At 65.3% G+C, this 25,295-nt stretch carries 24 protein-coding genes; 13 read left to right on the forward strand and 11 right to left on the reverse strand.

The window, feature by feature from the left end; translation table 11 throughout:
* The first annotated feature begins 128 nt into the window (after positions 1-128).
* Genes MTR72_RS06890 through MTR72_RS06900 form a run of 3 tightly spaced genes read left to right on the forward strand, consistent with a single transcriptional unit; the run spans position 129 to position 2,820 of the window.
* Positions 129-791, forward strand: coding sequence for an FABP family protein (locus MTR72_RS06890; RefSeq protein WP_280968100.1), 663 nt, complete (start codon positions 129-131; stop codon positions 789-791).
* A 19-nt stretch (positions 792-810) separates the two neighbouring features.
* On the forward strand, positions 811-1,536 hold the full coding sequence (locus tag MTR72_RS06895; protein ID WP_280968101.1) for a RibD family protein: 726 nt from the start codon (positions 811-813) through the stop codon (positions 1,534-1,536).
* Between the two features lie 9 nt (positions 1,537-1,545).
* Positions 1,546-2,820 (forward strand): flavin monoamine oxidase family protein, encoded by a 1,275-nt coding sequence (locus MTR72_RS06900; RefSeq protein WP_280968102.1) that lies wholly within the window; start codon positions 1,546-1,548, stop codon positions 2,818-2,820.
* Positions 2,821-2,870: 50 nt separating this feature from the next.
* Here MTR72_RS06900 and MTR72_RS06905 read toward each other — a convergent pair whose 3' ends face one another.
* From MTR72_RS06905 to MTR72_RS06940, 8 genes are all read right to left on the reverse strand, one after another.
* Entirely contained in the window at positions 2,871-3,212 is a 342-nt protein-coding gene (locus tag MTR72_RS06905) for a hypothetical protein (protein ID WP_280968103.1), read from the reverse strand.
* 163 nt (positions 3,213-3,375) lie between these two features.
* Positions 3,376-3,951 (reverse strand): cysteine hydrolase family protein, encoded by a 576-nt coding sequence (locus MTR72_RS06910; protein ID WP_280970828.1) that lies wholly within the window; start codon positions 3,949-3,951, stop codon positions 3,376-3,378.
* Between the two features lie 387 nt (positions 3,952-4,338).
* Positions 4,339-4,917: a hypothetical protein gene (locus MTR72_RS06915; protein WP_280968104.1), complete on the reverse strand. Its 579-nt coding sequence runs from the start codon at positions 4,915-4,917 to the stop codon at positions 4,339-4,341.
* A gap of 161 nt (positions 4,918-5,078) precedes the next feature.
* Entirely contained in the window at positions 5,079-5,822 is a 744-nt protein-coding gene (locus tag MTR72_RS06920) for a CoA-transferase (RefSeq protein WP_280968105.1), read from the reverse strand.
* A gap of 3 nt (positions 5,823-5,825) precedes the next feature.
* Positions 5,826-6,644, reverse strand: coding sequence for a CoA transferase subunit A (locus MTR72_RS06925; protein WP_280968106.1), 819 nt, complete (start codon positions 6,642-6,644; stop codon positions 5,826-5,828).
* A gap of 33 nt (positions 6,645-6,677) precedes the next feature.
* Positions 6,678-7,991: a tetratricopeptide repeat protein gene (locus MTR72_RS06930; protein ID WP_341510251.1), complete on the reverse strand. Its 1,314-nt coding sequence runs from the start codon at positions 7,989-7,991 to the stop codon at positions 6,678-6,680.
* A 14-nt stretch (positions 7,992-8,005) separates the two neighbouring features.
* Positions 8,006-9,016 carry an aldo/keto reductase gene (locus tag MTR72_RS06935; RefSeq protein WP_280968108.1) on the reverse strand — a complete coding sequence of 337 codons (1,011 nt, stop codon included), beginning with the start codon at positions 9,014-9,016 and terminating at the stop codon, positions 8,006-8,008.
* Positions 9,017-9,391: 375 nt separating this feature from the next.
* Positions 9,392-9,817 (reverse strand): PaaI family thioesterase, encoded by a 426-nt coding sequence (locus MTR72_RS06940; protein WP_341510252.1) that lies wholly within the window; start codon positions 9,815-9,817, stop codon positions 9,392-9,394.
* Positions 9,818-9,888: 71 nt separating this feature from the next.
* Between MTR72_RS06940 and MTR72_RS06945 the strand changes: the two genes are divergently transcribed.
* Both MTR72_RS06945 and MTR72_RS06950 read left to right on the forward strand, forming a co-directional pair.
* Positions 9,889-10,515 (forward strand): NUDIX hydrolase, encoded by a 627-nt coding sequence (locus MTR72_RS06945; protein ID WP_280968110.1) that lies wholly within the window; start codon positions 9,889-9,891, stop codon positions 10,513-10,515.
* Between the two features lie 55 nt (positions 10,516-10,570).
* On the forward strand, positions 10,571-11,761 hold the full coding sequence (locus tag MTR72_RS06950; protein ID WP_280968111.1) for a hypothetical protein: 1,191 nt from the start codon (positions 10,571-10,573) through the stop codon (positions 11,759-11,761).
* A 370-nt stretch (positions 11,762-12,131) separates the two neighbouring features.
* Here MTR72_RS06950 and MTR72_RS06955 read toward each other — a convergent pair whose 3' ends face one another.
* Positions 12,132-12,434, reverse strand: coding sequence for a hypothetical protein (locus MTR72_RS06955; RefSeq protein WP_280968112.1), 303 nt, complete (start codon positions 12,432-12,434; stop codon positions 12,132-12,134).
* Between the two features lie 197 nt (positions 12,435-12,631).
* On the opposite strand from MTR72_RS06955, the gene MTR72_RS06960 reads away from it, so the two are divergent.
* The 5 genes from MTR72_RS06960 (at position 12,632) to MTR72_RS06980 (ending at position 17,842) form a co-directional block, all read left to right on the forward strand.
* Positions 12,632-13,111 carry a hypothetical protein gene (locus MTR72_RS06960; protein ID WP_280968113.1) on the forward strand — a complete coding sequence of 160 codons (480 nt, stop codon included), beginning with the start codon at positions 12,632-12,634 and terminating at the stop codon, positions 13,109-13,111.
* Positions 13,112-13,368: 257 nt separating this feature from the next.
* The gene (locus MTR72_RS06965; RefSeq protein ID WP_280968114.1) at positions 13,369-14,316 is read left to right on the forward strand and encodes a TAXI family TRAP transporter solute-binding subunit; all 948 of its coding nucleotides are present in this window, start codon (positions 13,369-13,371) and stop codon (positions 14,314-14,316) included.
* A gap of 179 nt (positions 14,317-14,495) precedes the next feature.
* A complete protein-coding gene (locus MTR72_RS06970) occupies positions 14,496-16,604 on the forward strand; it encodes a TRAP transporter permease (RefSeq protein WP_280968115.1) in 2,109 nt (702 codons plus the stop codon).
* Positions 16,565-16,978: a DUF1850 domain-containing protein gene (locus MTR72_RS06975; protein WP_280968116.1), complete on the forward strand. Its 414-nt coding sequence runs from the start codon at positions 16,565-16,567 to the stop codon at positions 16,976-16,978. The genes MTR72_RS06970 and MTR72_RS06975 overlap by 40 nt, the downstream gene beginning before the upstream one ends.
* A 57-nt stretch (positions 16,979-17,035) precedes the next feature.
* Positions 17,036-17,842, forward strand: coding sequence for an SDR family NAD(P)-dependent oxidoreductase (locus MTR72_RS06980; RefSeq protein WP_280968117.1), 807 nt, complete (start codon positions 17,036-17,038; stop codon positions 17,840-17,842).
* A gap of 194 nt (positions 17,843-18,036) precedes the next feature.
* Here MTR72_RS06980 and MTR72_RS06985 read toward each other — a convergent pair whose 3' ends face one another.
* Together MTR72_RS06985 and MTR72_RS06990 are read right to left on the reverse strand one after the other, a co-directional pair.
* Positions 18,037-18,807, reverse strand: coding sequence for a hypothetical protein (locus MTR72_RS06985; protein WP_280968118.1), 771 nt, complete (start codon positions 18,805-18,807; stop codon positions 18,037-18,039).
* Positions 18,808-18,943: 136 nt separating this feature from the next.
* The gene (locus tag MTR72_RS06990) at positions 18,944-20,488 is read right to left on the reverse strand and encodes a cation:proton antiporter (RefSeq protein WP_280968119.1); all 1,545 of its coding nucleotides are present in this window, start codon (positions 20,486-20,488) and stop codon (positions 18,944-18,946) included.
* A 109-nt stretch (positions 20,489-20,597) separates the two neighbouring features.
* Here MTR72_RS06990 and MTR72_RS06995 point away from each other — a divergent pair, with 109 nt between their 5' ends.
* The 3 genes from MTR72_RS06995 to MTR72_RS07005 all read left to right on the forward strand — a co-directional run bounded on the left by MTR72_RS06995 (position 20,598) and on the right by MTR72_RS07005 (position 25,262).
* Positions 20,598-21,359 carry a tetratricopeptide repeat protein gene (locus tag MTR72_RS06995; RefSeq protein WP_280970829.1) on the forward strand — a complete coding sequence of 254 codons (762 nt, stop codon included), beginning with the start codon at positions 20,598-20,600 and terminating at the stop codon, positions 21,357-21,359.
* 255 nt (positions 21,360-21,614) lie between these two features.
* Positions 21,615-23,012 carry a tetratricopeptide repeat protein gene (locus MTR72_RS07000; protein ID WP_280970830.1) on the forward strand — a complete coding sequence of 466 codons (1,398 nt, stop codon included), beginning with the start codon at positions 21,615-21,617 and terminating at the stop codon, positions 23,010-23,012.
* A gap of 339 nt (positions 23,013-23,351) precedes the next feature.
* Positions 23,352-25,262, forward strand: coding sequence for a propionyl-CoA synthetase (locus MTR72_RS07005; protein ID WP_341510253.1), 1,911 nt, complete (start codon positions 23,352-23,354; stop codon positions 25,260-25,262).
* The last annotated feature ends 33 nt before the right edge of the window (positions 25,263-25,295 follow it).

The raw sequence follows: 25,295 nt of genomic DNA on the forward strand, positions 1-25,295 counted from the left end.
AACCAAGACCATCATCAATCCACGCATCGTGGCCAGCCCCCTCTGGCGATCCAATTCTATTCGATCCTGGAGCCACGCACACCTCCCTTGTGCTATTGCTGCTCCCACTCCCCCCGCGAGGCCGCCCCATGCTCCCCGTTCCCGCCGACATCTTCACCGAACCCGACGACGTCTCTCCCGACGGGCTCGCCAATCTTGGACCGCTCCGCCGTCTCGCCGGGATCTGGCAGGCCGACAAGGGGATCGACATCAATCCCAAGGCCGAGGGGCCGGAGCGGCGGACCTTCATCGAGCATATCCGGATGGACCCGATCGATCCGCAGGCCAACGGGCCGCAGCTCTTTTACGGGCTGCGCTATCACATCCACATCAACACGCCCGAAGAAGACATCACCTTCCACGACCAGGTTGGCTACTGGCTGTGGGAGCCGGCGACCGGGCTCGTCATGCAGACGCTGGCTATACCGCGCGGGCAGGTGCTGCTGGCGTCGGGCACGGCCGGGCCGGATGACAAGAAACTCTCCGTCACGGCGAAGCGTGGCGAGACCGCCTACGGGATCTGTTCGACCGAATTTTTGGAACGGGCCTTCCGCACCGACAGTTACCGCTGCGACATCACATTCAACGATGATGGAAGCTGGACCTACCTCATTCAGACCGAGCTTTTCGTGAGAGGCGCGCCGTTCAATCATCACGACACCAACACGCTCAAGCTCGTGGCGCCGCCTAAACTCAATCCGCTGGCGGTGATCCTGAAAGATCGCGCCAAGCGCGGCGGACCGGCGGCTTGAGAGTATCCCGGAGTTTTGCATGAAACCGCATGTCATCTGCCTGATGGCTTCGAGTGTCGATGGTCGCACACATCACAGCCGCTGGCGGCCGAAGGGAGCGGGGTCGGAGTGGTTCGAGCGGATCCATGACGAACTCGGCGGCGACGCCTGGCTGATCGGTCGCGTCACCGGCTCGGAGTTCGCCAAGGGTAAGCCGTATCCCGTGGCGACGACCGCGACGTTCCCGCGCGAAAACTGGTTCGCGCAGCGCGATGCCAAAACCTCCGAGAGCAAAGCCTATGGCGTCGTGCTCGACGCCCGCGGCAAGATCGGTTGGGGCCGTTCGGACATCGGCGGCGATCCGATCGTGGTGGTGCTGACCGAGAGCGTGCCGGACGCGCATCTCGCCGGGCTGCGGGGCGAGGGCGTGTCCTACATCTTTGCCGGCAAATCGGAGATCGATCTGGCGCTGACGCTCGAGATTCTCAATCGCGAGCTTGGGGTGAAGCGTCTCCTGCTCGAAGGCGGTGGTACTGCCAATGGCGCGTTCCTGCGCGCCGGCCTGGTCGACGAACTCAACCTGATCCTGTGTCCCGCGGTGGATGGCGCCAGGGGCGCGCCGATCGTGTTCGACTCGACGGACGCCGAGAGCGAGCAGCGCGCGCCCGTCACCGCAATGACGCTTGAGAGCACGCGGCCGCTCGGCGGCGGCGTCCTGCTGCTGCGCTATCTGATCCAGAACGATCCGCAAGCCGTGGCCAGGTAAAGCGCCGGCATGTCGCGAAGATCATCAAAGCACGTTGTCATCGTCGGTGCCGGCGCGGCCGGCCTGATGGTGGCCCGCGAGCTGGCGCGCGCAGGAACGCACGTGACGATCCTGGAGGCGCGCGAGCGCTGCGGCGGGCGCATCCACCCGCTGCCCGCATCGGAGTTCGGGTACGCCGCCGATGGCGGCGCCGAATTCGTCCATGGCGAGGCGCCGGTCACGCGCGGTCTCGTGCGCGAGGCGAAGCTGTCGCTCGAGGAGATCGCAGGCACGCAATGGACGTTTGACGGCCAGACGCTCATCCGCGAGGGCCGCCTCGATCCGCATGAGGCGGAGCTTCAAGCGGTGTTGCGCGAGCTCAAGGACGATATGACCGTCGCCGACTTCCTGCGCCGCCATTTTGCCGGGGATGAATACGAGCGGCTGCGGCACGCCATCGGGCGGATGGTCCAGGGCTACGACGCCGCCGACCCCGAGCGCGCCAGCGTGCTGGCGCTGCGCGACGAATGGATGGGTGGTGGGCACCGCCCGCAGGGGCGGATCGTCGGCGGCTATGGCACGCTCGTCGACTATCTCACGGCAGAGTGCCGCAAGCATGGCGCTGCGATCCGTTTCGGCTCCGTCGTCTCGGCGATCGAGGAGCGAGGACGTGCAGTGGGCGTCCGCTGCGTCAATGGCGAGGTGCACGCCTGCGATACCGTGATTCTCACCGTGCCGCTGCCGCTGTTGCAGGGAATCGCGCTTCCGCCACGCGCGCGCAGCAAGGCGGCGGCCGCAGCCGACATCGGCTTCGGCAACGTCGTCAAGATCCTCTTGCGCTTCGAGCGGCCATGGTGGCGCGACAGGAAGGAGGACCTCGGCAATCTCACCTTCCTGTTGTCGAATGAGACGATCCCGGTGTGGTGGACGCAGCGTCCTTCGATGCGTCCCGTACTGACCGGCTGGTTCGGCGGCCCGCGGACGGCAGAACTCTCTAGCCTCGATCCGCAGGCTCTGATCGACGCGGGGCTGGATTCGCTCGCAACCATCTTCGGCCTGTCGCGCCAGGATATCGCGCGCGGCCTTGTGGCGGGTGTTGCGATCAACTGGGCGCAGGATCCGTTTGCGCGGGGCGCCTATTCCTGGGCGACACCGCGGACGCGCGATGCGCAGGCGATACTGTCGCGCGCTGATGGCGCGGTCCTCTTCTCCGGCGAAGCACTCTATCGCGGCCGCGACATGGGAACGGTCGAGGCGGCGCTGGCGAGCGGCCTCGAGACGGCGCGGATGATTTTGCTCGGGTAGAAACTCGTACGTAGATAAGAAAAAGGCCCGCATTCCTGCGGGCCCTCCGTCTACCAGCGATAGCCGCCGGTGCCGAAGCTGAACGTCACGCCGGGACCGCCGCCGTAATAGCCATACGGTCCGCCTCCATAATAGCCGCGCCGCGGATAGTAGCCGTAGCTGCGATAGTGCGGACGATAATAGCCGTGATGGCGCCAGTGATGACCATAGTGGTGCCCGCGCCAGTGATGGTGATAGTGCCGGTGTTGCGCGCTGATGTCGGTTGATTGGCTGCGTTGTGATTGGTTGCCTTGCGCGTTCTGCGTGGCCTTGCCGTTATTGGCCGCGTGAGCCACAGAACCGCCAGCCAACGCCGCGGCACCAACAGCCATCGCGACAAAGAGATACTTCATGTCATCACTCCAGTTGAGAAGTCGTGTGATAACAGACATGCGTCCGCAACGTTCCGGCGTCGAAACGACGCAGAGCTCAGTTCCGATCAACGCGTGTGAATGACTGAGTCCCGCGCGATTTATTGTCGCATGATGGCGTGTCCGCCTCGCAATCGCTTCATTGTCATGCCGCGGCGAGCGCCGCGATGACGTCATCCGTGGAGGCGATGCGGGCAAACTCGCCGTTGAGGTTCGACAACGTCATCGCATGGATCGCCTCGGCCGAATGCGCATCGCCATCGGGCCCGATCCGGTCGAACGTCCACGTCGCATCGCGCACGAGGCAAGTGTCGAAGCCGAGATTGCCGGCCATCCGCGTCGTCGTCTCGACGCAATGATTGGTGGTGGCGCCGCAGATGATGAGCGTGGTGATGCCGGCGGCGCGTAAGCGGTTCTCGAGGTCGGTGCCGATGAAGGCGCTGTTGACGCGCTTCACGATGACGGGTTCGCCCGGCGCTTCGCGCGCCTCCTCCTTGACTTTGTAGCCGGAACTCTCTGGGCGAAAGGACGAGGTCGGCCGCGTGCCCTCATGGCGGATATGGAAGATGGGCGCGCCGTTCACCCTGAACGCTTTCAGAAGATCGGCGATCCGCGCCACCGCATCCGGATTGTTGCGCCGCTTCCCCGCCGCCTCCCATTCGTCGAACGCGCACTGGACGTCGATGACGATGAGAGCGGTGAGCGATGGCGGGCTGGGCATGGATGAGAGCTTTGCGGAGACGTTGTTGAGGCGAGTATGCGGGGTGCCGACAGGCGCAGGCAACGCCGATTTTCCCTCGTTTCGGGACGGAGGCGTTTGAAGATTGAATCGGCCGTGCGATTGCAATGACACGAAGCCCTGCCACAGAGCACACCGCGCTCCCTCCCCCTTGCGGGGGAGGGCTGGCGAGGGGGGCAGCCCAGGAAATGGTCTGCCCGAAGCCCGCGATGCGAAGCGCCGTTGCTCGAATCGAGAGAGTGTGCCGTGCGGCCCCCCTCCCTGACCCTCCCCCGCAAGGGGGGAGGGAACGTAGCGGTGCGTGTGGATAGAACAATCCCGTAGCCGGGATTTCGTTGTGCTCCATCCGGGCTACAGGTGCGAACGCCGTTACTTGAACGGATCCTGGATCGATGGCGCCGACTGCCTGATCCGGCGCACGCTCACCGGCGTGCCGTCGGAGACGAACAGCAGCTCGTATCTGCGGCCCTCGGTGTCGGTTGCCGAGCAGGTGATGTCGGAGACTTTCCTGGCGGCGAAATTGCCGGTCTGGCGGCAGATGCCGGTGGAGGCTTGCTCGGCCGGCACCGGCAGGCCGTCGACCCTGGGCCGGTGCTTGGAGTTGAGCAGCATGCGGTCGACCGGCAGCTCGTAGGAATTGTCGTCGGCGCGCTTGCCATTCTCGCCGGAGAACGACACCACATGGCTGTCATCGCTGGGATCGTCGACCGCGACCGAGAAATTGACCCGGCCCTTGTCGCCATGGGCGTAGGCCACCGTCCTGCAGGCGAACGTGCGGCCCGCAATCTTCAGCGTTTTGCATTTGCCGGACATCAGCGCCAAGAGGTCGATCAGAGCGTTCTGCTGCGCCGGCGCGTTGTTGACTGCGATTGGGGTGGAAGAGTCGGCAAAACAGGGGCTTGCGAAAGCTACGAGGGTCGCGGCGAGAACCGATCGGCGGAAGCGCATCGTCAGGCTCGCTTGCCAAGGTTGCGATCCCATTGTCTCCGCCAAGCCTGTCTGAAATACCACCGCACCACCTATCGGCGATTCGTCCGATCGCCCCAACCTGCGCCGGCGGGCACTTGCCGCCAGCCCCATGTTTTTTTCGTGGCAGAGGCGGGTGCGAACTATGCAGCCCGCTTCATCGTCCGTGCGAAGGCCGGATAAGTCTCGGCAAGCTCATCGAGAATCCGTCCGCGCAGCAGCGCCAGCGTCGCGGTATCGGGCTGCGGCGTCTCGCGCACGACATCCGGCTCTTCATAGGCGAAGCCGGTGTTCTCGCGGATATCGGCCGGCGTGAAGGGCGGATGCACCGAGCGCAGCGAGAAGCCGCCTGCCTCGCGGTCGAAGTCGAACAGCGCCATGTTGGTCAGGAGCGCATAGGGGCCGCCGCGGCGCGGGACCTCCGGCGTGATCGCCCGTGCGCTGACGAAATCGACCTTCGGCACGAACACACGGGACGAGTGCTCCTCGCGAAACAGGATCACGCGCGGGATGAGGTGATAGAGAAAAGCCGAGCCGAACGAGCCGGGCCAGCGCACGTCGGTTTTCGGATAGTCGCCGGTGCCGACCAGATTGATGTTGCCCTCGCCGTCGATCTGGCCGCCGCCGAGGAAGAAGGCATCGACGCGCCCCTGCGCCGCGCAGTCGAACAGCTCGATGCCGCCATTGGTGAAGAAGTTGTGCTGCTGCGATCCCAAAATGGAAATGCGCACCGGCGGCTTGCCGTCGCGCTCGTTGCGCGCGCGCAGCAGCATCGCGCCGGCCGCGGGGATCGGCGAGGATGCGCCGACCGCGACGTGACTGATACCGTCGAGCAGATCGGCGATGGTGGCGATCAGGATCTCGCGCCGCTCGCGTTCGGATGACATCGTTCACGCCACCTGCTTGCGATGCGACAGGAAGGCCGAGAGGTAGGCGCGAAAGCCCTCGTCGCTGCGCGCCATCGCTGCGTAGCGGGCGATCTCGGCCTCGTCGGCCGGATATTCGTCCCACAGCGCGAGCGGCCAGGCGCCGCGCTCGGCGACTGCGATGGCGTCGACATAGAGCGAGGGCAGCACGCCGGCGGCGGAGTCTTCCGTTTCCAGCAAGTTGCGGTCGACGATGCGCTCGACGGTGACCAGCGTTTTCCGCGCGGCATAGGCCATGGTTGCGAGCTCGCGGAAGCGGCCGATCCTGACGTTGCCGGCACGGTCGGCCTCCGGTGCATGGAACAGCGCGACGTCGGGCGTAATCGCCGGCACCACGACCACCTTGCGCGCCTCGCCGACCGGACTGTCGATCACCTTCCAGTCGGGGCGTACGTTGAGCAGGTCGCTGCCGATGATGCCGGCGATCGGCATGAAGGGGACGCCGTGCTGTGCCGCCATGAGACCTGCATGAATCGCGGGGCAGGTGGCATCGCGCAAGGTCACGGAGCCGGCCCGCACGGCGGCGCAGAAACGTGGCGCGCCGCCGGCTTCGCCGAGCGATATGGCACTGGTCTCGAGCGTGGCGACCGCGCCGGCACCGATCAGAAGATCGGCCTGTAGGCCGCTGATGGGGACGCAGACCAGATGGAGGTTGTCGATGCCGGCCTCGATGAGGCCTGCGGTCGCGGCCATCGCAACGCCGGAGCGATCGACGGGAACGGCCAGCGACTGCCCCCATGCGACGTGGGCGACCAGCGCCTCCAGTGCAACGATCTCGGTCATGGGCGTCCTCCGGTCTGTTTTCGTGATCCTGCCTCAAGCCATCGCTGCCTGCCAGCGTGTATCGCGCAAGGATGGGCGGCGGTGCAAGCGGGCGTCGAGCAGGGTGCGGGCGCGGGGGAGATCGCCGCTGCGCATCAGCGCGACGATGAAAGTGTCCTCGATCAGCTCGCGCTGGGCATGGCTGCCGCCGATGCGCACGACCTCGGCGATGACGGGCGCGAGGATTTGCACGCAAGTCACATAGTCTTCTTCGGCGAAGGCCGTCATCGCGCGGCAGATCGCCGGCACCACGGGCCCGGCCGGCAGCTTGTCGTCGGCGAGCCGCTGCTCGATCACGGCAAGGCGTGCGGCGAGCGCCGCGCGGTTCTGCGTCGCCGCCGCGAACAGCGCCATGTGGACGTCGGCGAACGGGATGCTCGATTTCGGGAATAGCTTTTGCGCGGCGGCATCGGCCTCGGTCCAGAGCGTCGGCGGCACCGCGTGGCCGTAAGCCGCGAGGCGCCACAACAGCGAGGCGCCGTCGGTGATCACGTTGAGCGGCGGCGCTTGCGTCACCCGCGGCTGCAGCACATCGGCATAGATCGCGAGCGCGCGCGTCGCATCGCCATGCTCGAGCGCGCCGAGCGCCTGGTGCCAGCGGATATGGCCGTGTAGGATGCCGGCGCGGCCGTAAGCGGGAATCCAGTCGTCGACGAGACGATCGGCCTCGTCGATCGAGCCGTCCTCGAACATCGCATGCAGCACCGCATGCGCAGCATGGGCGTTCTGCCGCCGGAGGCTGAAGCCGCGCTCGGTGACGGGGCGGCCACGGGCGACGTCGCCGTTCTCGGTCATGGCCCAGCCGTACAGCGTCAGGAACCACCAGTCCTCGCCATAATGCTTTGCGACGCGCTCGCACAGCTCCTGCCGCGCGCGGTCGTGATCGGCCATGCCGGAGAAGGCGAACAGGCCGAACGCGCCGAGCGGCAGCGACAGCACCACGGCATCGCGCGGCCAGCTCTCGATATGCTGCAGCGTCGCCGCCAGCGCCTCGGGCAGCCGGCCCTCGACAGAGAGCGCCAGCGTCTCGACATGCGAACGCTCGCGCTCCGTGCCGCGCTTTGCCACGAGCTCGCGCGCGACCGTCGCTTTTTGCCGTGCGAGATCGCCCTGCTGATAGAACGCGTGCAGCCGTGCCCGTGCGATGTGCGCCAGTGCGAAATCCGGATCGGCCGTGATCGCACGCTCCAGCGCCTCCGCCGTGCCGGTCCAGCCCGCGAGCATGAGGTCGACGCCTTCGCGATAGGCGGATGCTGCCGCGTCGGATGCGGTGGAGAGCGGCAGCCCGTAGCGATCCTCTTGCGTCATCGTCGTCTCCCCCTTCAGGTGCTCCGCGCGCGCCGTCCCTCGATCGGATAGGCCGGGTCGTTGTAGCCCGGCGTCGACGGATGGCCCGGCGTCACCAGGGCATCGATCAACGCCTCGTCCTCGCCGCTGAAGCGATAGTCGAGCGCGCGGATATAGTCATCCCACTGCTCCTCGGTGCGAGGGCCGGCGATGACGGAGGTGACGAAGGCGGAGTTCAGCACCCAGGCGACCGCGAACTGGCCGGCGGTGATGCCCCGCTTTTCGGCGTGGCTCTTGATCTCCTGTGCGAGCTGGAGCGATTCCGGCCGCCATTCCGTCTGCATCATGCGGGTGTCGTTGCGGCCCGCGCGCGTCTCCTTGTCCGGTGCTGCGTCGGGGCGGTATTTGCCGGTGAGCACGCCGCGCGCCAGCGGGCTGTAGGGCACGATGCCGAGGCCGTAATAGCCGCAGGCCGGGAAGTGCTCGACCTCCGGCATGCGATTCATCGCGTTGTAATAGGGCTGGCTCACCGCCGGCCTGTCGATCCCGAGCCGGTCGCAGATGTTGCAGATCTCGGCGACGCGCCAGGCACGGTAGTTCGAGACGCCGAAGTAGCGCACCTTGCCGGCGCGGATCAGGTCGCCCATTGCGCGCACCGTCTCCTCCATTGGCGTCGCGTGGTCTTCCTTGTGCAGATAGTAGACGTCGATGTGATCGGTGCCGAGCCGCATCAAGCTTTCATCCGCCGCCTGCAGCACCCAGCGCCGCGACAGCCCGCCGCGATTGGGATCCTCGCCCATGGGATTGGCGAGCTTCGTTGCCAGCACCCAGGCCCGGCGATTGCTTGCAATGGCGCGTCCCACCACCTCCTCGGATGCGCCCTTCGAATAGGCATCCGCCGTATCGATGAAGTTGATGCCGGCCTCGTGCGCTTTCGCGATGATTCGTTTCGAGGCCGCCTCATCCGTCGGCCCGCCGAACATCATGCTGCCGAGACAGATCGGCGACACCTTGAGGCCACTGCGGCCGAGCTGGCGGTATTGCATAGGCGGATCCTTGCTGCTTCCTCAGACAGCAGCATAACCGCCTGACCCCGTCATTGCGAGCGCAGTGAGCAATCCAGCAATGTCGCTTGCGGTGAGTTTTTGGATTGCTTCGCTGCGCTCGCAATGACGAGTTTTGGGGGCGGCTCGCACCTTCTCAGTCGTCATCGCCCGACTTGATCGGGCGATCCAGTATTCCAGAGCCAGAGATGTGATACGGAGAAGCCGCAGCGTACTGGATTCCCCGCTTTCGCGGGGAATGACAGCGGTGGTGTGGAAGCACTTTCCGCCACGACTTCCGGAGTGATGGGGTCCCGGCCTTCGCCGGGACGACAGGGGAGCATGTGGCTAACGGCCGTGGCTACTCTGAAGTCTGGCCTACTCCGGCCCCTTCAAAATCTTGAACACACCATTCGCCATCACGATGCAGCGGTCGTCGACCGTCACTTCGGTGCTCATGAAGATGAGGCTGCGCGTGGTGCGCACCACGCGGGGGCGGGAGATCAGGATGTCGCCGATCTTGCCGGCCTCGACGAAATGCGTGTCGAGCTGCACCGTCGCCATGTACTGCTTGCCGGTCTCGTAGCGGGCCGTCATGCCGCAGGTGCGGTCGGCGAAGGTCATCATCACGCCGCCCTGGACCATGCCGCGGCGATTGTGGTGCTTGTCCTCCGTGGCCAGCGCGAACTCATAGTGGCCGTCGACGTTGCGCTCCCATAGCGGACCGATCAGGTGCATGAAGCCGGTGGTCTCGACGGTGGTCCAGCCGTCGTGCTTCAGCCTTGCGGCGGTCTTGTCGATCATGCCGGCGTCCATTTCCCCGAGGGCATTGCGAGCGCATTTCATCGGGGCCGGACCTGGTGTAGTCAAGCACCATGAGACCCTTCGATGATGCCACCAGGCGGAATATCGCGGCCGCCTGCGCCGCTTTCACGCGCCTGCCGGAGAATGGCGAGGCCTCAGTGCTGAAGCGCGCGGCGGTGGTCGTCGCGCTGACGAGAGCGCGCGAGGGCGGCGAGACCGCGTTCCTGCTGACACGGCGCGCATCACACCTGCGCGCGCATCGCGGCCAGTGGGCGCTGCCGGGTGGACGCTGCGACGCCGGCGAGACGCCGGTCGAAGCGGCGCTGCGCGAGCTCGACGAAGAGCTGAACCTCAAGCTCGGGGTGGGTGAGGTGCTCGGCCTGCTCGACGACTATCCGACCCGCTCGGGCTATCTGATCACGCCGGTCGTGGTCTGGGCTGCCGACGGTGCCGCGATCAGGCCGAATCCGGGTGAAGTCGCCTCAGTGCATCGCATCGCGCTCGCGACGATCGAGCGCGCGGAGGCCTTCGACTTCGTCGCAATTCCCGAAAGCACGCGCCGCGTGATCCGCTTCCATCAGCAGGAGAGGCTGATCCACGCGCCGACCGCGGCCCTGATCTATCAGTTCCGCGAGGTGCTGGCCGGGCGCCAGACCCGCGTCACCGATCTGGAACAGCCGGTATTCGCCTGGAAGTGACGATGGTAAACGGCGCGTTAACGTGACGGTTACCGGAGGCTTGCTACAAGGAAGCATGCATCACATCCCGATTCGACGTGTCTTGAGGCTGGTTCCATTCGCGCTCGTCCTGCTTGCGCCCGCAGCGCCTGCCCAGGATTCGGCCGCGCTGCCGCCAGCCGTCAGCAATGCCATGGCGCAAGCCTCGCCGCAGGCGATCGCCGAATATCGCCGCAAGCTCGCAGAGTATCTGGAGGCGCGCGCCGCCTTCGACGCCGAGGCCGGCGCCTATTGGAGCCAGATCGCCGAGAAGCGGCGCACCCGTAACGCCAAGCGTCGCAGCGGTCAGCAGGTGACGCTTGATGACTATGTGCTGGAGCATCCGCCGCTCTATACCGGGCCGAAGCGGCCAGTGAACCCGGAGCCGGAGGAGGCGCCGGAGCGCCCCGCCCGAAAGCCGATTCCCGTGGTTGCCGATTTCCTGCGCGCGGCGCAGGAGCAATATCAGTTCACGCCGCAGCGTCCCGCCTCCGAGATCGAGTTCAAGCGCGCTTATGCCCGCTACGCGCTCGCCTCAGGGCTTACGCGCGAGCAGGCGGTGCGGGTCTATTCGTTCGAGACCGGCGGCACCGGCAGTTACGACGTGCAATCGGGAATTGAACATGGCGGCAAGCGCGCAATCTCGACCGCGGTCGGCTACAACCAGTTGCTGACGACCAACAGCGTCGAGCTGCTGGCCGAGCAGGGCCACGAATTCATCCGTGCGCTCGGTGAGAAGGTGGCGCAGAGCTCGGGGCCGGCGCGCAAAGCGCTGGAGTACAAGCTCAGCGTCCTGAAGCGCATGGTGGCATACGCGAAGTCGGTGCCCGACACCTGGTCGGAGCACGAGAAGATCGGCAACACCGCGCAGGGCTGGGCCATGCATGCGATGGTGCTCGACATCGATGTCGGGCCGATGCTGCAGACCCACAAGCTGTTGACCTCGGTGCTGTTCGCCCGGGCCAAGGGCTACACCCGTCCGCTCACCGCCGCCGAGCTCGAGATGATGAACCTCACCGGCGACGGCACCGGGCTCGACATGGTGACGATGCCTTTGGCGATGCGCGGGCAGGTGCCGACCTCGAACTTCTTCCAGCGCGGCGGCTACGAGCGCAACCCGGTCGCGATCCGGCACAATACGGTGGCAAAGCTGCTCGCGGTGACGGATGCGCGGATGGACAGCAACAGCAGCAATGCCGGTGCGCGGGAATTGGCGGGGGTGTTCTAGCCATTCGCGAGCTGCCGTAGGGTTGCGTTAGCCAACGGGTCCGCGCGAAGCGCGGCCCGATGACAGGCTCCGCGTAACCCACCAAGCATGTCTCCGCGAAAGCTAAAGCGGTGGGTTACGCCAGCGGACTGCGCTTCGCGCAGCCGCGGGGCTAACCCACCCAACGATTGCCTGTCATGCCCCGGCTTGCCGCCTTCGCTGAAGCTTTGGCGGCCGAGCACCCTTGTGGCCCGGCGTAGCCTTGGCGGAGCCGGGACCGGGGCATCCAGTACGCCGCGGCTTCTCCCTATCCCATCGCTGTCTCTGGAATACTGGATCACCCGCTTTCGCGGGCGATGACACCGAGTGTGTGCGGCGGTCGCGCCGCCCCTTACTGATCCGGCCCGAACTTGAACCGGCCGTCGCCTTCGAGATAGGGGCCGGTGCGCATGTAGAGCTGGCCGTTGTGGCCGATGAAGAACAGCGTGCCCCTCGGCACCTTCTTGGCGCCCTTCAAGAGCTCCCCGGCATTGCTGGTGCCCATCTTGTAGGAAAAGGTCTTGCCCTCCTTGTCATAGGCATAGCCCATGTCGGGCTTGAGCTCCCACGGCGTCGCCGCTGTCTGCGCGAGCGCCGGCGCGGCGAGCGTGCCGAGCAAGGCTGCGATTGCAATTGCCTTCGTTGAAAATGCCATCTTCCATCCTCCCCTTGAATCGGGGCGAGCAGGCTTGAACAAATCACGAACGGCGTTTCCGGGTCAATCCGCCATCGGCACAGCGGTGCATCACGTCTTGCCCAGCAGTTTGTGATTTTCCCTTCGTCCCCGCGCGACTATGTTCCGCTTTCCGTTTAGAACGCAACTCGACAAAAAATTTGGTGGGGATGATTCGGATGCGTCATGTCATTAAAATCTGCTCGGCTGCAGCGCTGTCGCTGGTGACGTTTGCGCCGGTGGCCAGTGCCGATGATTACCAGCTCAGCCACAACCAGAGGATTTCGTGCAGCCGCGGCCTTGCCCCAGGCAAGCTCAACACCGCGACCTGCAAGTCCTACACCTACCTCTTCAACACCAAGACCTCGGAATATTTCCGCTGCCAGGTCTCGCTGGCACTGACCCGCGACAACAAGGAAGTGATCAACGTGCAGACCGACGGCGGCTGCACCAAGAAGCCGCGTATCTTCGAGGCCGACGGCCGTTATGATTTCGACGCGACCGAGACCGAGCCGCCGAACACCAACTCGTTCTTCGGGCCCGGCGGCTATTCGGTCTGGGCCGCCGACGTCACCGCGCAGAAAATCCGCGGCTGCATCATCATCTCCTCCGGCCTCGGCTCCGATATCTCCAAGTGCCTGGACATGACCTTCCAGTAAGATCTGCCAGTAACGATGGTGCACGCCGAACCTGAGACGTTCGGGCGCGCCTCTTACGGGCCGGCTGCGCCACGTCGCCGCACCCCGGCAAAAGCGCGACGAGATTGATCACCTCTCCCTACACGAGAGGTGATCCACGCCCGGGGTTCGGTTCCCCAAAAACAGCCGCTTCCCGCAGCCCTGTTTTGCCTTTTGGATGGGTTGACCCGCTTCTCCCGTCCGGCCAATTTCGCCGCCGTTTGGGGAGTTCAAATATCATGAAATTGAAGTTTTTCGGCGTGGCCGCGGCTCTTGCTCTGGCGGCGTCGGCACCTAGCGCGCATGCGCAGTCGTTCATCAACGTCCTGACCGGCGGCACCTCCGGCGTTTACTATCCGCTCGGGGTCGCGATCGGGAAGATCTACGGCGACAAGATTCCGAACGTGAAGACGCAGGTGCAAGCCACCAAGGCGTCGGTCGAAAATCTCATCCTGCTGCAGCAGGGCCGCGGCGAGCTGGCGTTCACGCTGGGTGACTCGCTCAAGGCCGCCTGGGAAGGCGACGAGGAAGCCGGGTTCAAGAACAAGCTCGACAAGCTGCGCACGATCGGCGCGATCTATCCGAACTACATCCAGATCGTCGCCACCGCCGACTCCGGCATCAAGACGCTGGCGGACCTCAAGGGCAAGAGCCTGTCGGTCGGCGCGCCGAAATCCGGAACCGAGCTCAATTCGCGCGCGATCCTCGCCGCCGCCGGCATGAGCTACAAGGATCTCGGCAAGGTGGAGTATCTGCCCTTCGCCGAATCCGTCGACCTCATGAAGAACCGGCAACTCAATGCGACGCTGCAATCGGCCGGCCTCGGCGTCGCCTCGCTGAAGGATCTCTCCACGTCGAGCCCGATCACGGTGGTGGCGGTGCCGAAGGAGACCGTCGACAAGATCGGTCCGCCCTTCATCTCGACGATCATTCCCGCCAACACCTATACCGGCCAGGACAAGGACGTGCCGACTGCGGCCGTGGTCAATTATCTCGTGACCAGCTCGGCGGTTTCGGATGATCTCGCCTATCAGATGACCAAGCTGGTCTATGAGTCGCTGCCGGAACTCGCCAACGCGCATGCGGCCGGCAAGGAGATCAAGCTCGAAACGGCCGCCAGCGGCAGCCCGGTTCCGCTCCACCCCGGCGCGATCCGCTATTACAAGGAAAAGGGGCTGATCAAGTAGGCTCTATCCGTCGACGTCATGCCCGGGCAGAAGCGCGTCTTCGCGCAGATGTCCCGGGCATGAACGTTCTTGGAAGCACCGTAAGCCGTGGATGGCCGGGACAAGCCCGGCCATGACGGTGTGGTGAGCGGGAGCTCAATGTTATAAGCGCCACGGATGATGGGCGCGGGGACATATCGATGTTGCAGGCAGAGGGCGCGGAAGCGCCCATCAAGGTTGAATTCGACAATTTCGAGCACGGCTTTCCGGAAGGGTTCGGCCCGGGCTGGTGGGGCAATCTCGCCTACTGGATCGGGATCGCCTTTGCCTGCTTCCAGCTCTATGTCGCCGCCTTCAACTACCTGCCGAGCCAGGTGGTGCGTGGCGTCCATGTCGGCTTCCTGCTGCTGCTCACCTTCGGCCTGATCGCCAATTTCACCGCGAAGAGCGATCTGGGCCGCGCCTTCGGCTGGCTGATCGGCGGCGCCGGCTTTCTCTGCGGTCTCTATCAATGGATCTTCTATGCCGACCTGATCGCGCGCGACGGCGATCCGACGCGGCTTGATCTCGCGGTCGGCACGCTGCTCGCGGTGCTGATCTTCGAGGGCACGCGGCGTCTTATGGGCGCGGCGCTGCCGCTGATGTGCGGCGCCTGTCTGGTCTACTGGTTCTTCGGCCAGTACCTGCCGTCGCCGCTCAACCATCGCGGCTACGACTTCGACCAGATCGTCACGCATTTGTCCTTCGGCACCGAAGGCTTTTACGGCGTGCCGATCTACGTCTCGGCGACCTACATCTTCCTGTTCATCCTGTTCGGCTCGTTCCTGGAGCGCGCCGGCATGATCCAGCTCTTCACCGACGTCTCGCTCGGCCTGTTCGGGCGCACCCGCGGCGGTCCGGCGAAGGTCGCCGTGTTCGCCTCGGGCATGATGGGCACGATCTCCGGCTCGGGCGTCGCCAACGTCGTCACCGTCGGCCAGTTCACGATTCCGCTGATGATCAAGTTCGGCTACCGCCGCGCCTTCGCGGCCGGTGTCGAGGCCACGGCCTCGATGGGCGGACAGATCATGCCGCCGGTGATGGGCGCGGTCGCCTTCATCATGGCGGAGACGCTCGGCGTCGCATACTCGGAGATCGTCAAAGCCGCCGCGATCCCCGCCGTCCTCTATTTCGCCTCCGCCTTCTGGATGGTGCATCTGGAGGCCGGCAAGCATGGCCTCACCGGCATGAAGCGCTCGGAGATTCCGAGCGCCTGGAAGGCGCTGGTGACGCGCTGGTATCTCGTGCTGCCGCTCGCCGCCCTCGTCTATATGCTGTTCGAGGGCTTTACGCCGCTCTACGCCGGCAGCATGGGCCTCGCGCTGACGGTGGCGTTGATCCTGGGCGCCAGCATCACGGCGGGTCTCCCGGTCACGGCCATCCGCTACATCTTCTGGATCGGCCTCGCGCTCGTCGTCGCCGCGCTCTCGCGCGACGGCCTGCAGATCGTGCCGGTCGCCAGCGTCGTCGTCGCGCTGATCGTGATCACCGCCTTCGTTCGCGGCGGCGTTGCGGCCTTGCGTGCCTGCCGCAACTCGCTGGCCGAGAGCGCGAAATCCGCCATCACCGTCGGCATGGCCTGCGCCATCGTTGGCGTCATCATCGGCATGATGTCGCAGACCGGCGTCGGCACCATCTTCGGCGGCTGGGTGATCGGGCTTGGCGAGAAGAGCCTGTTCCTGGCGCTGATCATGACCATGCTGCTGTCGATCCTGCTCGGCACTGGCATTCCGACGATCCCGACCTACATCATCACCGCTGCGCTCGCCGCCCCCGCGCTCGCCAAACTTGGCGTGCCACTGATCGCGAGCCACATGTTCGCCTTCTACTACGGCATCATGGCTGATCTCTCGCCTCCGGTCGCGCTGGCCGCGCTTGCGGCGGCGCCGATCGCGAAGGAGAATCCCGACAAGATCGGCTGGGAAGCGATGCGCATTGCGCTCGCCGGCTACGTCATTCCCTTCATCTTCGTCTATTCGCCCGCCCTGATGTTGCAGGCCGGCGATCCCATGGCCGCAAAGCTCGGCTTCTACGGCGCGGTGGCGCTCGCCAGCTTCAAGGCGCTGGTGTCGATCGCGCTGTTCGGGATGGTCGCGATCGGCTTCCTGTACACGCGGCTGACCTTGATCGAACGTCTGGTCGCGCTCGGCGCCGCGCTTTGCCTGCTCGGCGACTTCCCGTTCAGCGACACTGCGGGCTTCGTGCTCTGTGCTGCCCTCGTGCTGTGGCAATGGCGGCAGCGCCCACCGGCAGCGATCGAGGCGGTGTGAGCCTCTGCTTCGCCACGGCGGCAGGTGTGAAGGCGCTGGCGCTTACCGCCTTCACGCTGGTCTGGACGCATTCGATCGCGAAGGTCGACTGGCAGGAGGACTGGCGCGTCACCGCCGCCGGCCTCGAACTGGTGCAGGCGAGGGTGAAAGGTACGGGCCCCGGCATGGAGCCGCCGCCGGATGCGCGGCTCGTTGACGGCTGGTTTCAATGGCAGCCGAAACGCGCACCCGTGCAGGAAGTCGTGCTCGGCAATTCCGGCGCGGCCGGCGAATGGCGCTTGTGCCATGACGGCGCTTGCCGGACATTGTCGGAGATCATCGGTCATCCGATCGGTGCTAACGTCACCAAGATGAAGATCTGCAACGATCCGTAGCCCGGATTACGCTGCGCTCCGTCCGGGCTACAATCACAACAACAAGGAGAAACGCGAATGGATCGGCTCAAAGGCAAGGTTGCGATGGTGGTGGGGGCCGGCTCGATCGGACCCGGCTGGGGCAACGGCAAGGCGACCGCCGTGACCTTTGCGCGCGAGGGCGCGCAGGTGTTTTGCGTCGATCGCAACGGCGGCGCCGCCGAAGAGACCGCGAAGATCATCGTGGACGAGGGCGGCAAGGCTACCGCGTTCACCGCCGACGTCGCACGCGCGAGCGAGATCGAGGCGATGGTCGCGGCCTGCCTCAAGGCTTACGGCCGCATCGACGTGCTCGACAACAATGTCGGCATTGCCGAGATGGGCAGCGTGGTCGAGGTGACCGAGGAGAGCTGGGACCGCGTCTTCAGCGTCAACCTCAAGAGCGCTTATTTCGCCATGAAGCACGTGATCCCCGTGATGGTGAAGCAGGGCGGCGGCTCGATCATCAACATCTCCTCGATCGCCTCGATCCGCCACATGGGCATCTCCTACGTCACCTACGGCACCTCGAAGGCGGCGATGAACCAGATGACCCGCACCACCGCGATCGAGTTCGCGCGCCACCATGTGCGCGTCAATGCGATCCTGCCCGGCCTGATGAAGACGCCGATGGTCGCCCATTCCGCCGGCCTCGCCGCCAGCTACGCCAAGGGCGACGTCGAAGCGATGTGGCGCGCCCGCGACGCCCAGGTGCCGATGGGCCATATGGGCGACGCCTGGGACGTCGCCAACGCCGCGCTGTTCCTGGCCTCGGACGAGTCGAAATATGTGACGGGGATCGAGCTGGTGGTCGACGGAGGGATCACCTGCAAGGCGGGGGCGTAGACGGCGCCGCACATTCTATCGTCGTCCCGGGGCGCGCGTAGCGCGAGCCCGGGACCCATGACCCCAAGGAGCAGTTGTGGCGCGAGCTGACAACTACGAGTCTTCACCAAACCACGTCCTGTGGTTATGGGGGGTCCCGGATCGGCGCTCCGCTTCGCTGCGCTTGTCCGGGACGACAGCGGATTGCTTGCCGCCTACTGCGCCAGCGCCAGAATCCCGCCGGCGAACGCGTGCCACGCTGTGCTTTCGCTGACCGGCCAGTTCAGCACCTTCACCGCCAGCAGCGCGAGCGTGCCGTAGATGTAGACCGGATGCACGCGGCCCTCGCTGCGCCAGTCGCGCACCATCGCGACGACGAGCAGGAGCGAGGCAACGACCGCCGGCGCGATGGTGACCGGCACCGGCGGCGGGCCGGGCGGTCCGGGTGGTGCTAGGAACGTGAGGAACCAGCGCGCGATCGCGGCATCGAGGATCGAGACCGCGGCGAGCAGCATCAACCGTTTGTGAATCTCCGGCTTGCGCGTGTTCATGATCGCCAGCACGAAGACCACGGCGAAGAACGCGATCCCGCTCATCGGCACGATTGAGAAGGCGATGCCGGCCTCTCGCTGCCCGAGGGCGGCCGAGTGCTGCATCACATGCACCGAGGCGAGAAAGCCGAAGATCGTCATTGCGGTGGCAAGCGAGACGCCGGCAATGCCGAGCGAACGGTGGTTGACCACGCGGCCAGATGCCGCGAGCCAGGTCTGGAGCACGAAATAGAGCGACCAGGTGAAGAACAACAGGCCGTGGAAATGAATCACCGGGCTTGCGGTAAAAGTCCGGTGAGCGAGCGGCACCCAATAGGTTGGTGCGAAGCCGAGAAAGGCGGTGGCCGCGCAGGCCAGGGCCATGTGGAAATAAAAATATCGCGCAGGCGACGCAACGCGCGTGCGTGCGCGACGATCATCAGTCAAGGTTGTCATCAGGAATGAGTCTGAGAACGAGACGTTTGGTTCAATGGCGAGATATTGGAGATTTCGCGCTCATTGCTTGGCCACTCTCCAGTGTCGTTCCGGCCTTCGCCGGGACGACGGCGGAGTTTGCGGAGGCGTCGAGCGCCTATCCTCCTGCACTCAGCTCCGCGCGATCGAGCTCCTCCTCGATCCGGTGGAACGCGTCGTCGCCGATCACCTCGGTGGCGCGGAGGTCGAAGATCGATTTTCGCGCCGCCTCGATGGCGCGGAGCCGCAGCGGATCGGCGGGTAATCGACCATCGGCGATGCCGCCATCCGGATCGTTGTCCGCCTGCATCAGGATCGCGCTGTATTCGAGCCTCAAGATTTCCGCCTCCTCCGACGGATCGTCCTCGATCGCATCGAGCGCGGCGCGATAGGCGATTGCGCGTGCCCGCGCGACCTCCTGGCCGACGGGATCGTCGTCCTTGAGTCCGAACGCCAGGATCAGCGGCCGCAGCGTCAGGCCTTGCACGAGCAGCGAGCCGAGCACGACCGCGAATGCGATGAAGACGATGAAATCGCGATAGGGAAAGCTCTCCGGCAGGGCGAAGGCGGTGGCGAGCGTCACGAGGCCGCGCATGCCGCACCATGAGATGACGAGGCCGCCCTTGGGACTGGCGACCGCCTTCGGATCCTTCGGACAATAGATCCCGTGCGCGATCAGCGCGCGCAGCGTCGCGCCGTAGAACATCACCCAGGCGAGCCGCACGAGGATCACCGTGAGCAGGATCCAGGCTGCCGCCACGCAATATTCCCAGCGTACGTCCTGGTCGAGCCGCGACCAGATCGGACGCATCTGCATGCCGATCAGCATGAAGGCGAGCACGTTGAGCACGAACACCGCCGTGTCCCACACGGCATAGGACGGCACCCGCAGCCGCGCCGGCATGCGCGCCGGCGCGGTGCGCGCGATCGTGATGGCATAGACGACGATGGTGAGGATGCCGGAGAGGCCGAGATGCTCGGCGGCGATCCAGATCAGGAAGGTGGTAGCGAACTGCACGATGATCGCGCTTGGCGCCTCCGTCACCCGCTCCAGGAACAACGGGATGATGCGGGCTGCGAGATAGCCGGCGGCGACACTGCCGATCAATGCCAGCGCGATGATCGGCGTCACCTCGCTCCACTTCAGGTGCTCCATGGCGACCGCGCCGACCGCGATGCGATAGATCAAGAGCGCGCTCGCGTCGTTGAGCAGGCTTTCGCCCTCCAGCACTTTCACCATCCGGTAGGGCAGCTTCACCTGGCTCAGGATCGCGACCGCGGCCGCGGCATCAGGCGGCGCCACGATCGCGCCGAGCGCAACGGCGGCGGCCCAAGGCATGTCAGGCATCAACCGGTGTGCAACGAATGCCACGCCGGCGGTGGTGAGACCGACCGCGGCGACGACCAGGGTCGAGACCGGAACCCAGTTGTTGCGGAGATCGCGCAGCGAGGTGTCGTAGGCGGCATCCAGCAGCACCGGTGCGACAAAAAGGGCCAACGCCAGGTCGGGCTCCAGCGTCCATGACGGGCTCGACGGCACCAAGGCGATCAGCGCGCCGCCGATGGCGAGAAAGGTCGGGTAAGGGACCTTGATCCGCCGCGCCAGCGCCGATAATGCAACGGCGCCGAGCAGCAGTGCGATGACCCATTCGAATGTCGACACGGCGAAGCCCTGAGAGAGTTTGAGCGGTGCTACAGGCTAGCATCAATCCGGCCGTATAATGGACAATATGGCGACAAGGCGAGACATTCCGATCACGACGGCGCTGCGTATCTCCGCTCTGATACGATGGTGCGGCGTTGCTGCGGTGCTCGGCGCACTGTCTTTGGGAATGGCCCATGCGGCGACGGGCGGCGAGCCGGTCGCGGTCACGCCGGTCGATATCGCGCCGTGCCTGGCTGCGGCGGCCGCCGATGACATGGACAAGGCGGCCTCGGCCTGCACTGAGGTGATCGACAATGAGAAGACGGCCAAGCCCGACCTCGTCAAGGCGCTGATCGCACGGGCTGCGCTCTACGCGCGCCATGATCAGGTCGATCGTGCGATCGCCGACGACAGCCGCGCATTGCAGCTCGACCCCACGCTCGCCGACATCTTCAATGCACGCGGCGAGCTGTGGCTGAAAAAGGGCGACCGGCCCAAGGCGGTGCAGGACTTTGGCGCGGCGCTGAAGCTCGATCCGAACCACGACAAGGCCAAGGCCAATCACCGGGCGATCGCACGCGAGCTCGAACGGATCGGAGCGCAGATGGCGGTTGCCGGCAAGCCGAGCTTCAATTGCGTCCGCGCCCGCCGCACCGTGGAGAAGGCGATCTGCGCCAACCGCGAGCTCGCCGACCTTGATCGCGAGATCTATGCCTCGAATGCGCGCGTGTTGCGCGAAGCCCGCAATCCGGCCGAGGCCAAGGCGCTCCAGCGCGAGCAGGACGAGTTCATCGCCCGCCGCAACGCCGAGTTCGGCCGGCCGGGTTATGATTTGAAGAAGGCGATGCAGGACCGGCTGCAGCGGTTGAACGGGGCGGACGGGTATTGACGGTGGTCTTCGCCTCTCCCCGCGCGCGGGGAGAGGCCGGAACTCAAGCGGAGCTTGAATTCCGGGTGAGGGGGACTCTCCACGAATCCAACTGTCACCGTCCTTGCGGAAGCAGCCCCTCACCCCCTCCCTCTCCCCGTAAGAACGGGGAGAGGGAGGGTGGACGGCGATCCGTCCCTCACGACCGGTTGCGGCTTGAACCCAATTCCTGCCCGCCGCGACAATGGTGAAAACCGGATGTCACGGAGCCTTTTCATGTGTGGCGCGCATTCCTTCGCGCAAATACCCTCGTTTGCCAAATGCCCGCTGCGCGCTTGCTTCGGCGCTGCGATGAGCCTTTTCGTTGCGCTCGGCCCTGCTGCCGCGGGTGATGCGTCCGGCGCCGACTGTGTACTCGGCAGCCAAGCCGCACCGGCCGAGCTGATCGCGGCTTGCAGCGCCATCATCGACCAGAACACAAATCCAAGTGCCGACCGTGCCGCGGCGCTCATCGTTCGTGCCGACGCCAATGCACAAAGCTCCGGCGGCCAGACCGCAGCACTGCGGGATCTCGACCGCGCCATCGCGCTCGACGCCAGGAACGCCCGCGCCTGGCGTGCGCGCGGCGATCTCTTGCGCCACGCCGGCGGCGATCTCAACCGCGCCGCCGCCGACCTCAGCAAGGCAATCGAGCTCGATTCGCAGGATGCCGAAGCCTATGAGCTCCGCGGCGTCGTCTACACCAACCAGCGTCGGCTCGACCGCGCGCTCGCCGACTACGACCAGGCGATCAAGCTGAAGCCGGACTATGCGCAGGCCTGGTCCGACCGCGGCGTGACCTTTTATCTCGGCGGCGACAACGAGAAGGCGATCCGGGATTTCGACGAGGCGCTGCGGTTGGATCCGAAGCGGCCGCGCACCTACACCAATCGTGGCGCCGCCTACAAGAAGCTCGGCCAGCTCGACAAGTCGGTCGCCGACGCCACTGAGGCGATCAGGCTCGATCCGAAGGTGCCGGAATATTATGACAATCGCGGCCTTTCGCTGGCCGCGATGAGGGAGTACGACAAGGCGATCGCGGATTACGATCAGGCGCTGCGGCTGGCGCCGCGGCCGAACTTCTTCACCAACCGCGGCGATTCCTACCAGTTCAAGGGCGAGCTCGGCGCCGCGCTCAGCGACTACGAGTCCGCGCTCAAGCTTGATCCGAATTTCGCGCAGACCTATAACAACCGCGCGGTGCTCTACAAGAAGATGGGCGAACGCAAGAAGGCGTTGGCCGACTACGAGACCGCGCTGCGGCTCGATCCCGGCAACGAGAATGCCGCTGCTGGCCGCCGCATCATGATGGCGGAGATCGCCAAGTTCGGCGCCGAACCGGCGCATCCCCTGGCCGCGAATTCCGGCAACGGCCCGTCCTTTGATTGCGCCACGGCGAAGCGCGAAGTCGAGAAGGTGATCTGCGCCGATCCGCAGCTCGGGGTGCTCGACCGCCAGATTGCCGAGACCTATGAGCGCGTCCTGAAATCCGCAAACCGGCGCTCGGCCAGCGATCTGCGCAAGACCCAGCGCGATTTCCTCGCCACCCGCAATGCCAGCTTCGGCCGTCCCGGTTACGACCTGCGAAAGGTCATGCAGGATCGCCTGCAGCGGCTGACTGGGATGGACAGTTAGCTGCTTCCACGAGCGATGCTGCATTCCCTCCCCCTTGCGGGGGAGTGCCAGGGAAGGGGGAGCCACAAACTCGAGACCGAGTTCGTGGCTACCCCCTCTCCCGCTCTCCCCCGCAAAGGGGGGGAGAGGGCTTACCTTTGCTGCGGCTCTAGCCCGCCTCAATCGTGCTCTGCTGGCTCGTTGTCGCTTCGTCGTAAAGCTTCCTTTTCAGCTTGAACCGCGGCCCATTCCCGGGAAAATACCCGTCAAACAAGGCCGGCACTCGATCCGGGTCATGGCGGGACGCCTGTCCTGCCACAAGGTCGAGGCCAGGCGAATAAAGGGAACGGGAGCGCTTGTATGAACGTCCAGGGCAAGAGTCGTTATCACGAGGTCTATGCGCGCTCGCTCGCCGATCCCGAGGGCTTCTGGGCCGAAGCGGCCAAGGACATCGACTGGATCGAGCCGCCGCGAAAGATCTTTGATCCCACCCAGGGAACCTATGGCCGCTGGTTCGCCGGCGGCGTCGTCAACACCTGCTACAACGCGCTCGATCGCCACGTCGAACGCGGCCGCGCCGATCAGGTCGCGTTGATCCATGACTCGCCGCTGACGGGCAGCATCAAGAAATTCACCTATGGCGAGCTGCTGGGCGAGGTGCAGGCGCTCGCCGCCATCATGCAGGATTTCGGCGTCACAAAAGGTGACCGTGTCATCCTGTATATGCCGATGGTACCGGAAGCCGTGGTCGCGATGCTCGCCTGCGCCCGCATCGGTGCGGTGCACAGCGTGGTGTTCGGCGGCTTTGCCGCCAAGGAGCTTGCCACTCGCATCGACGATGCCCAGCCCAAGCTGATCCTTTCGGCGAGCTGCGGCATCGAGCCCGGCCGCATCGTGCAATACAAGCCGCTGCTCGACGAGGCGATCAGGCTGGCCGGCGCAAAGCCGAAGGCGTGCATCGTTCTGCAACGTCCCCAGCACATCTGCGAGCTGACGCCTCGGCGCGACTACGACTGGGCGAGCCTGCGCCGCAAGGCGATCAACGACGGCAAGCAAGCGCCGTGCGTGCCGGTCGCCGCCACCGATCCGCTCTACATCCTCTACACCTCGGGCACGACCGGCATCCCCAAGGGCGTCGTGCGCGACAATGGCGGCCATCTCGTTGCGGTGAAATGGTCGATGTTCAACCTCTACGGTGTCAAGCCCGGCGAGGTCTGGTGGTGCGGCTCCGACATCGGCTGGGTGGTCGGCCACAGCTACATCATCTATGGGCCGCTGCTGCACGGCGCGACCTCGATCATGTATGAGGGCAAGCCGGTCGGCACGCCCGATGCGGGCGCGTTCTGGCGCGTGATCTCAGAGCACAAGGCGGTCGCCTTCTTCACCGCCCCGACCGCGTTCCGCGCCATCAAGAAGGAAGATCCGGACGGCAAGTTCATCCGGCAATACGACCTCTCCAAATTCCGCACCCTGTTTCTCGCCGGCGAGCGCGCCGATCCGCCGACGGTGGAATGGGCGGAGCAGCACTTGAAGATTCCCGTGATCGACCACTGGTGGCAGACCGAGACGGGCTGGTGCATCGCCGGCAATCCGATCGGGCTCGGCATGTTGCCGGTGAAGCATGGCTCGCCGACTGTTCCGATGCCGGGCTACCAGGTCGATGTGGTGGACGAAGCGGCCAAGCCTGTCGCCGCCAACGTCATGGGATCGATCGTCATCAAGCTGCCGATGCCGCCGGGCTGCCTGCCCACGCTGTGGAATCAGGACCTGCGGTTCAAGGAAGCCTATCTCACCGAATTCCCCGGCTACTATAAAACCTCCGATGCCGGCTACAAGGACGAGGACGGCTATGTCTGGGTCATGGGCCGCACCGACGACATCATCAACGTCGCCGGCCATCGCCTGTCGACCGGCGGCATGGAGGAGATTCTCGCCTCGCACCAGGATGTCGCCGAATGCGCCGTGCTCGGCATCAAGGATGCGATCAAGGGCGAGGTGCCCTGCGGCTTTCTGGTGCTGAAGGCCGGCGTGAAGCGGTCGCCTGCCGAGATCGAAAGAGAGATCGTCGCGCTGGTGCGTGACAAGCTTGGGCCCGTCGCCGCCTTTAAGCTCGCCATCACCGTCGGCCGCCTGCCGAAGACGCGCTCCGGCAAAATACTGCGCGGCACCATCAAGAAGATCGCCGACGGCGAGCCCTGGGCGATGCCGGCAACGATCGAGGACCCGAAGGTGCTGGACGAGATTGGCGAGGCGCTGAAGGGCAGGGTGTGAGGCGAGATCTGTCCTCCTCACTGTACGCGAAAC

Origin of the sequence: Bradyrhizobium sp. ISRA442, from assembly GCF_038085055.1 — a bacterium.
In the GTDB taxonomy this organism is placed as follows: Bacteria; Pseudomonadota; Alphaproteobacteria; order Rhizobiales; family Xanthobacteraceae; genus Bradyrhizobium.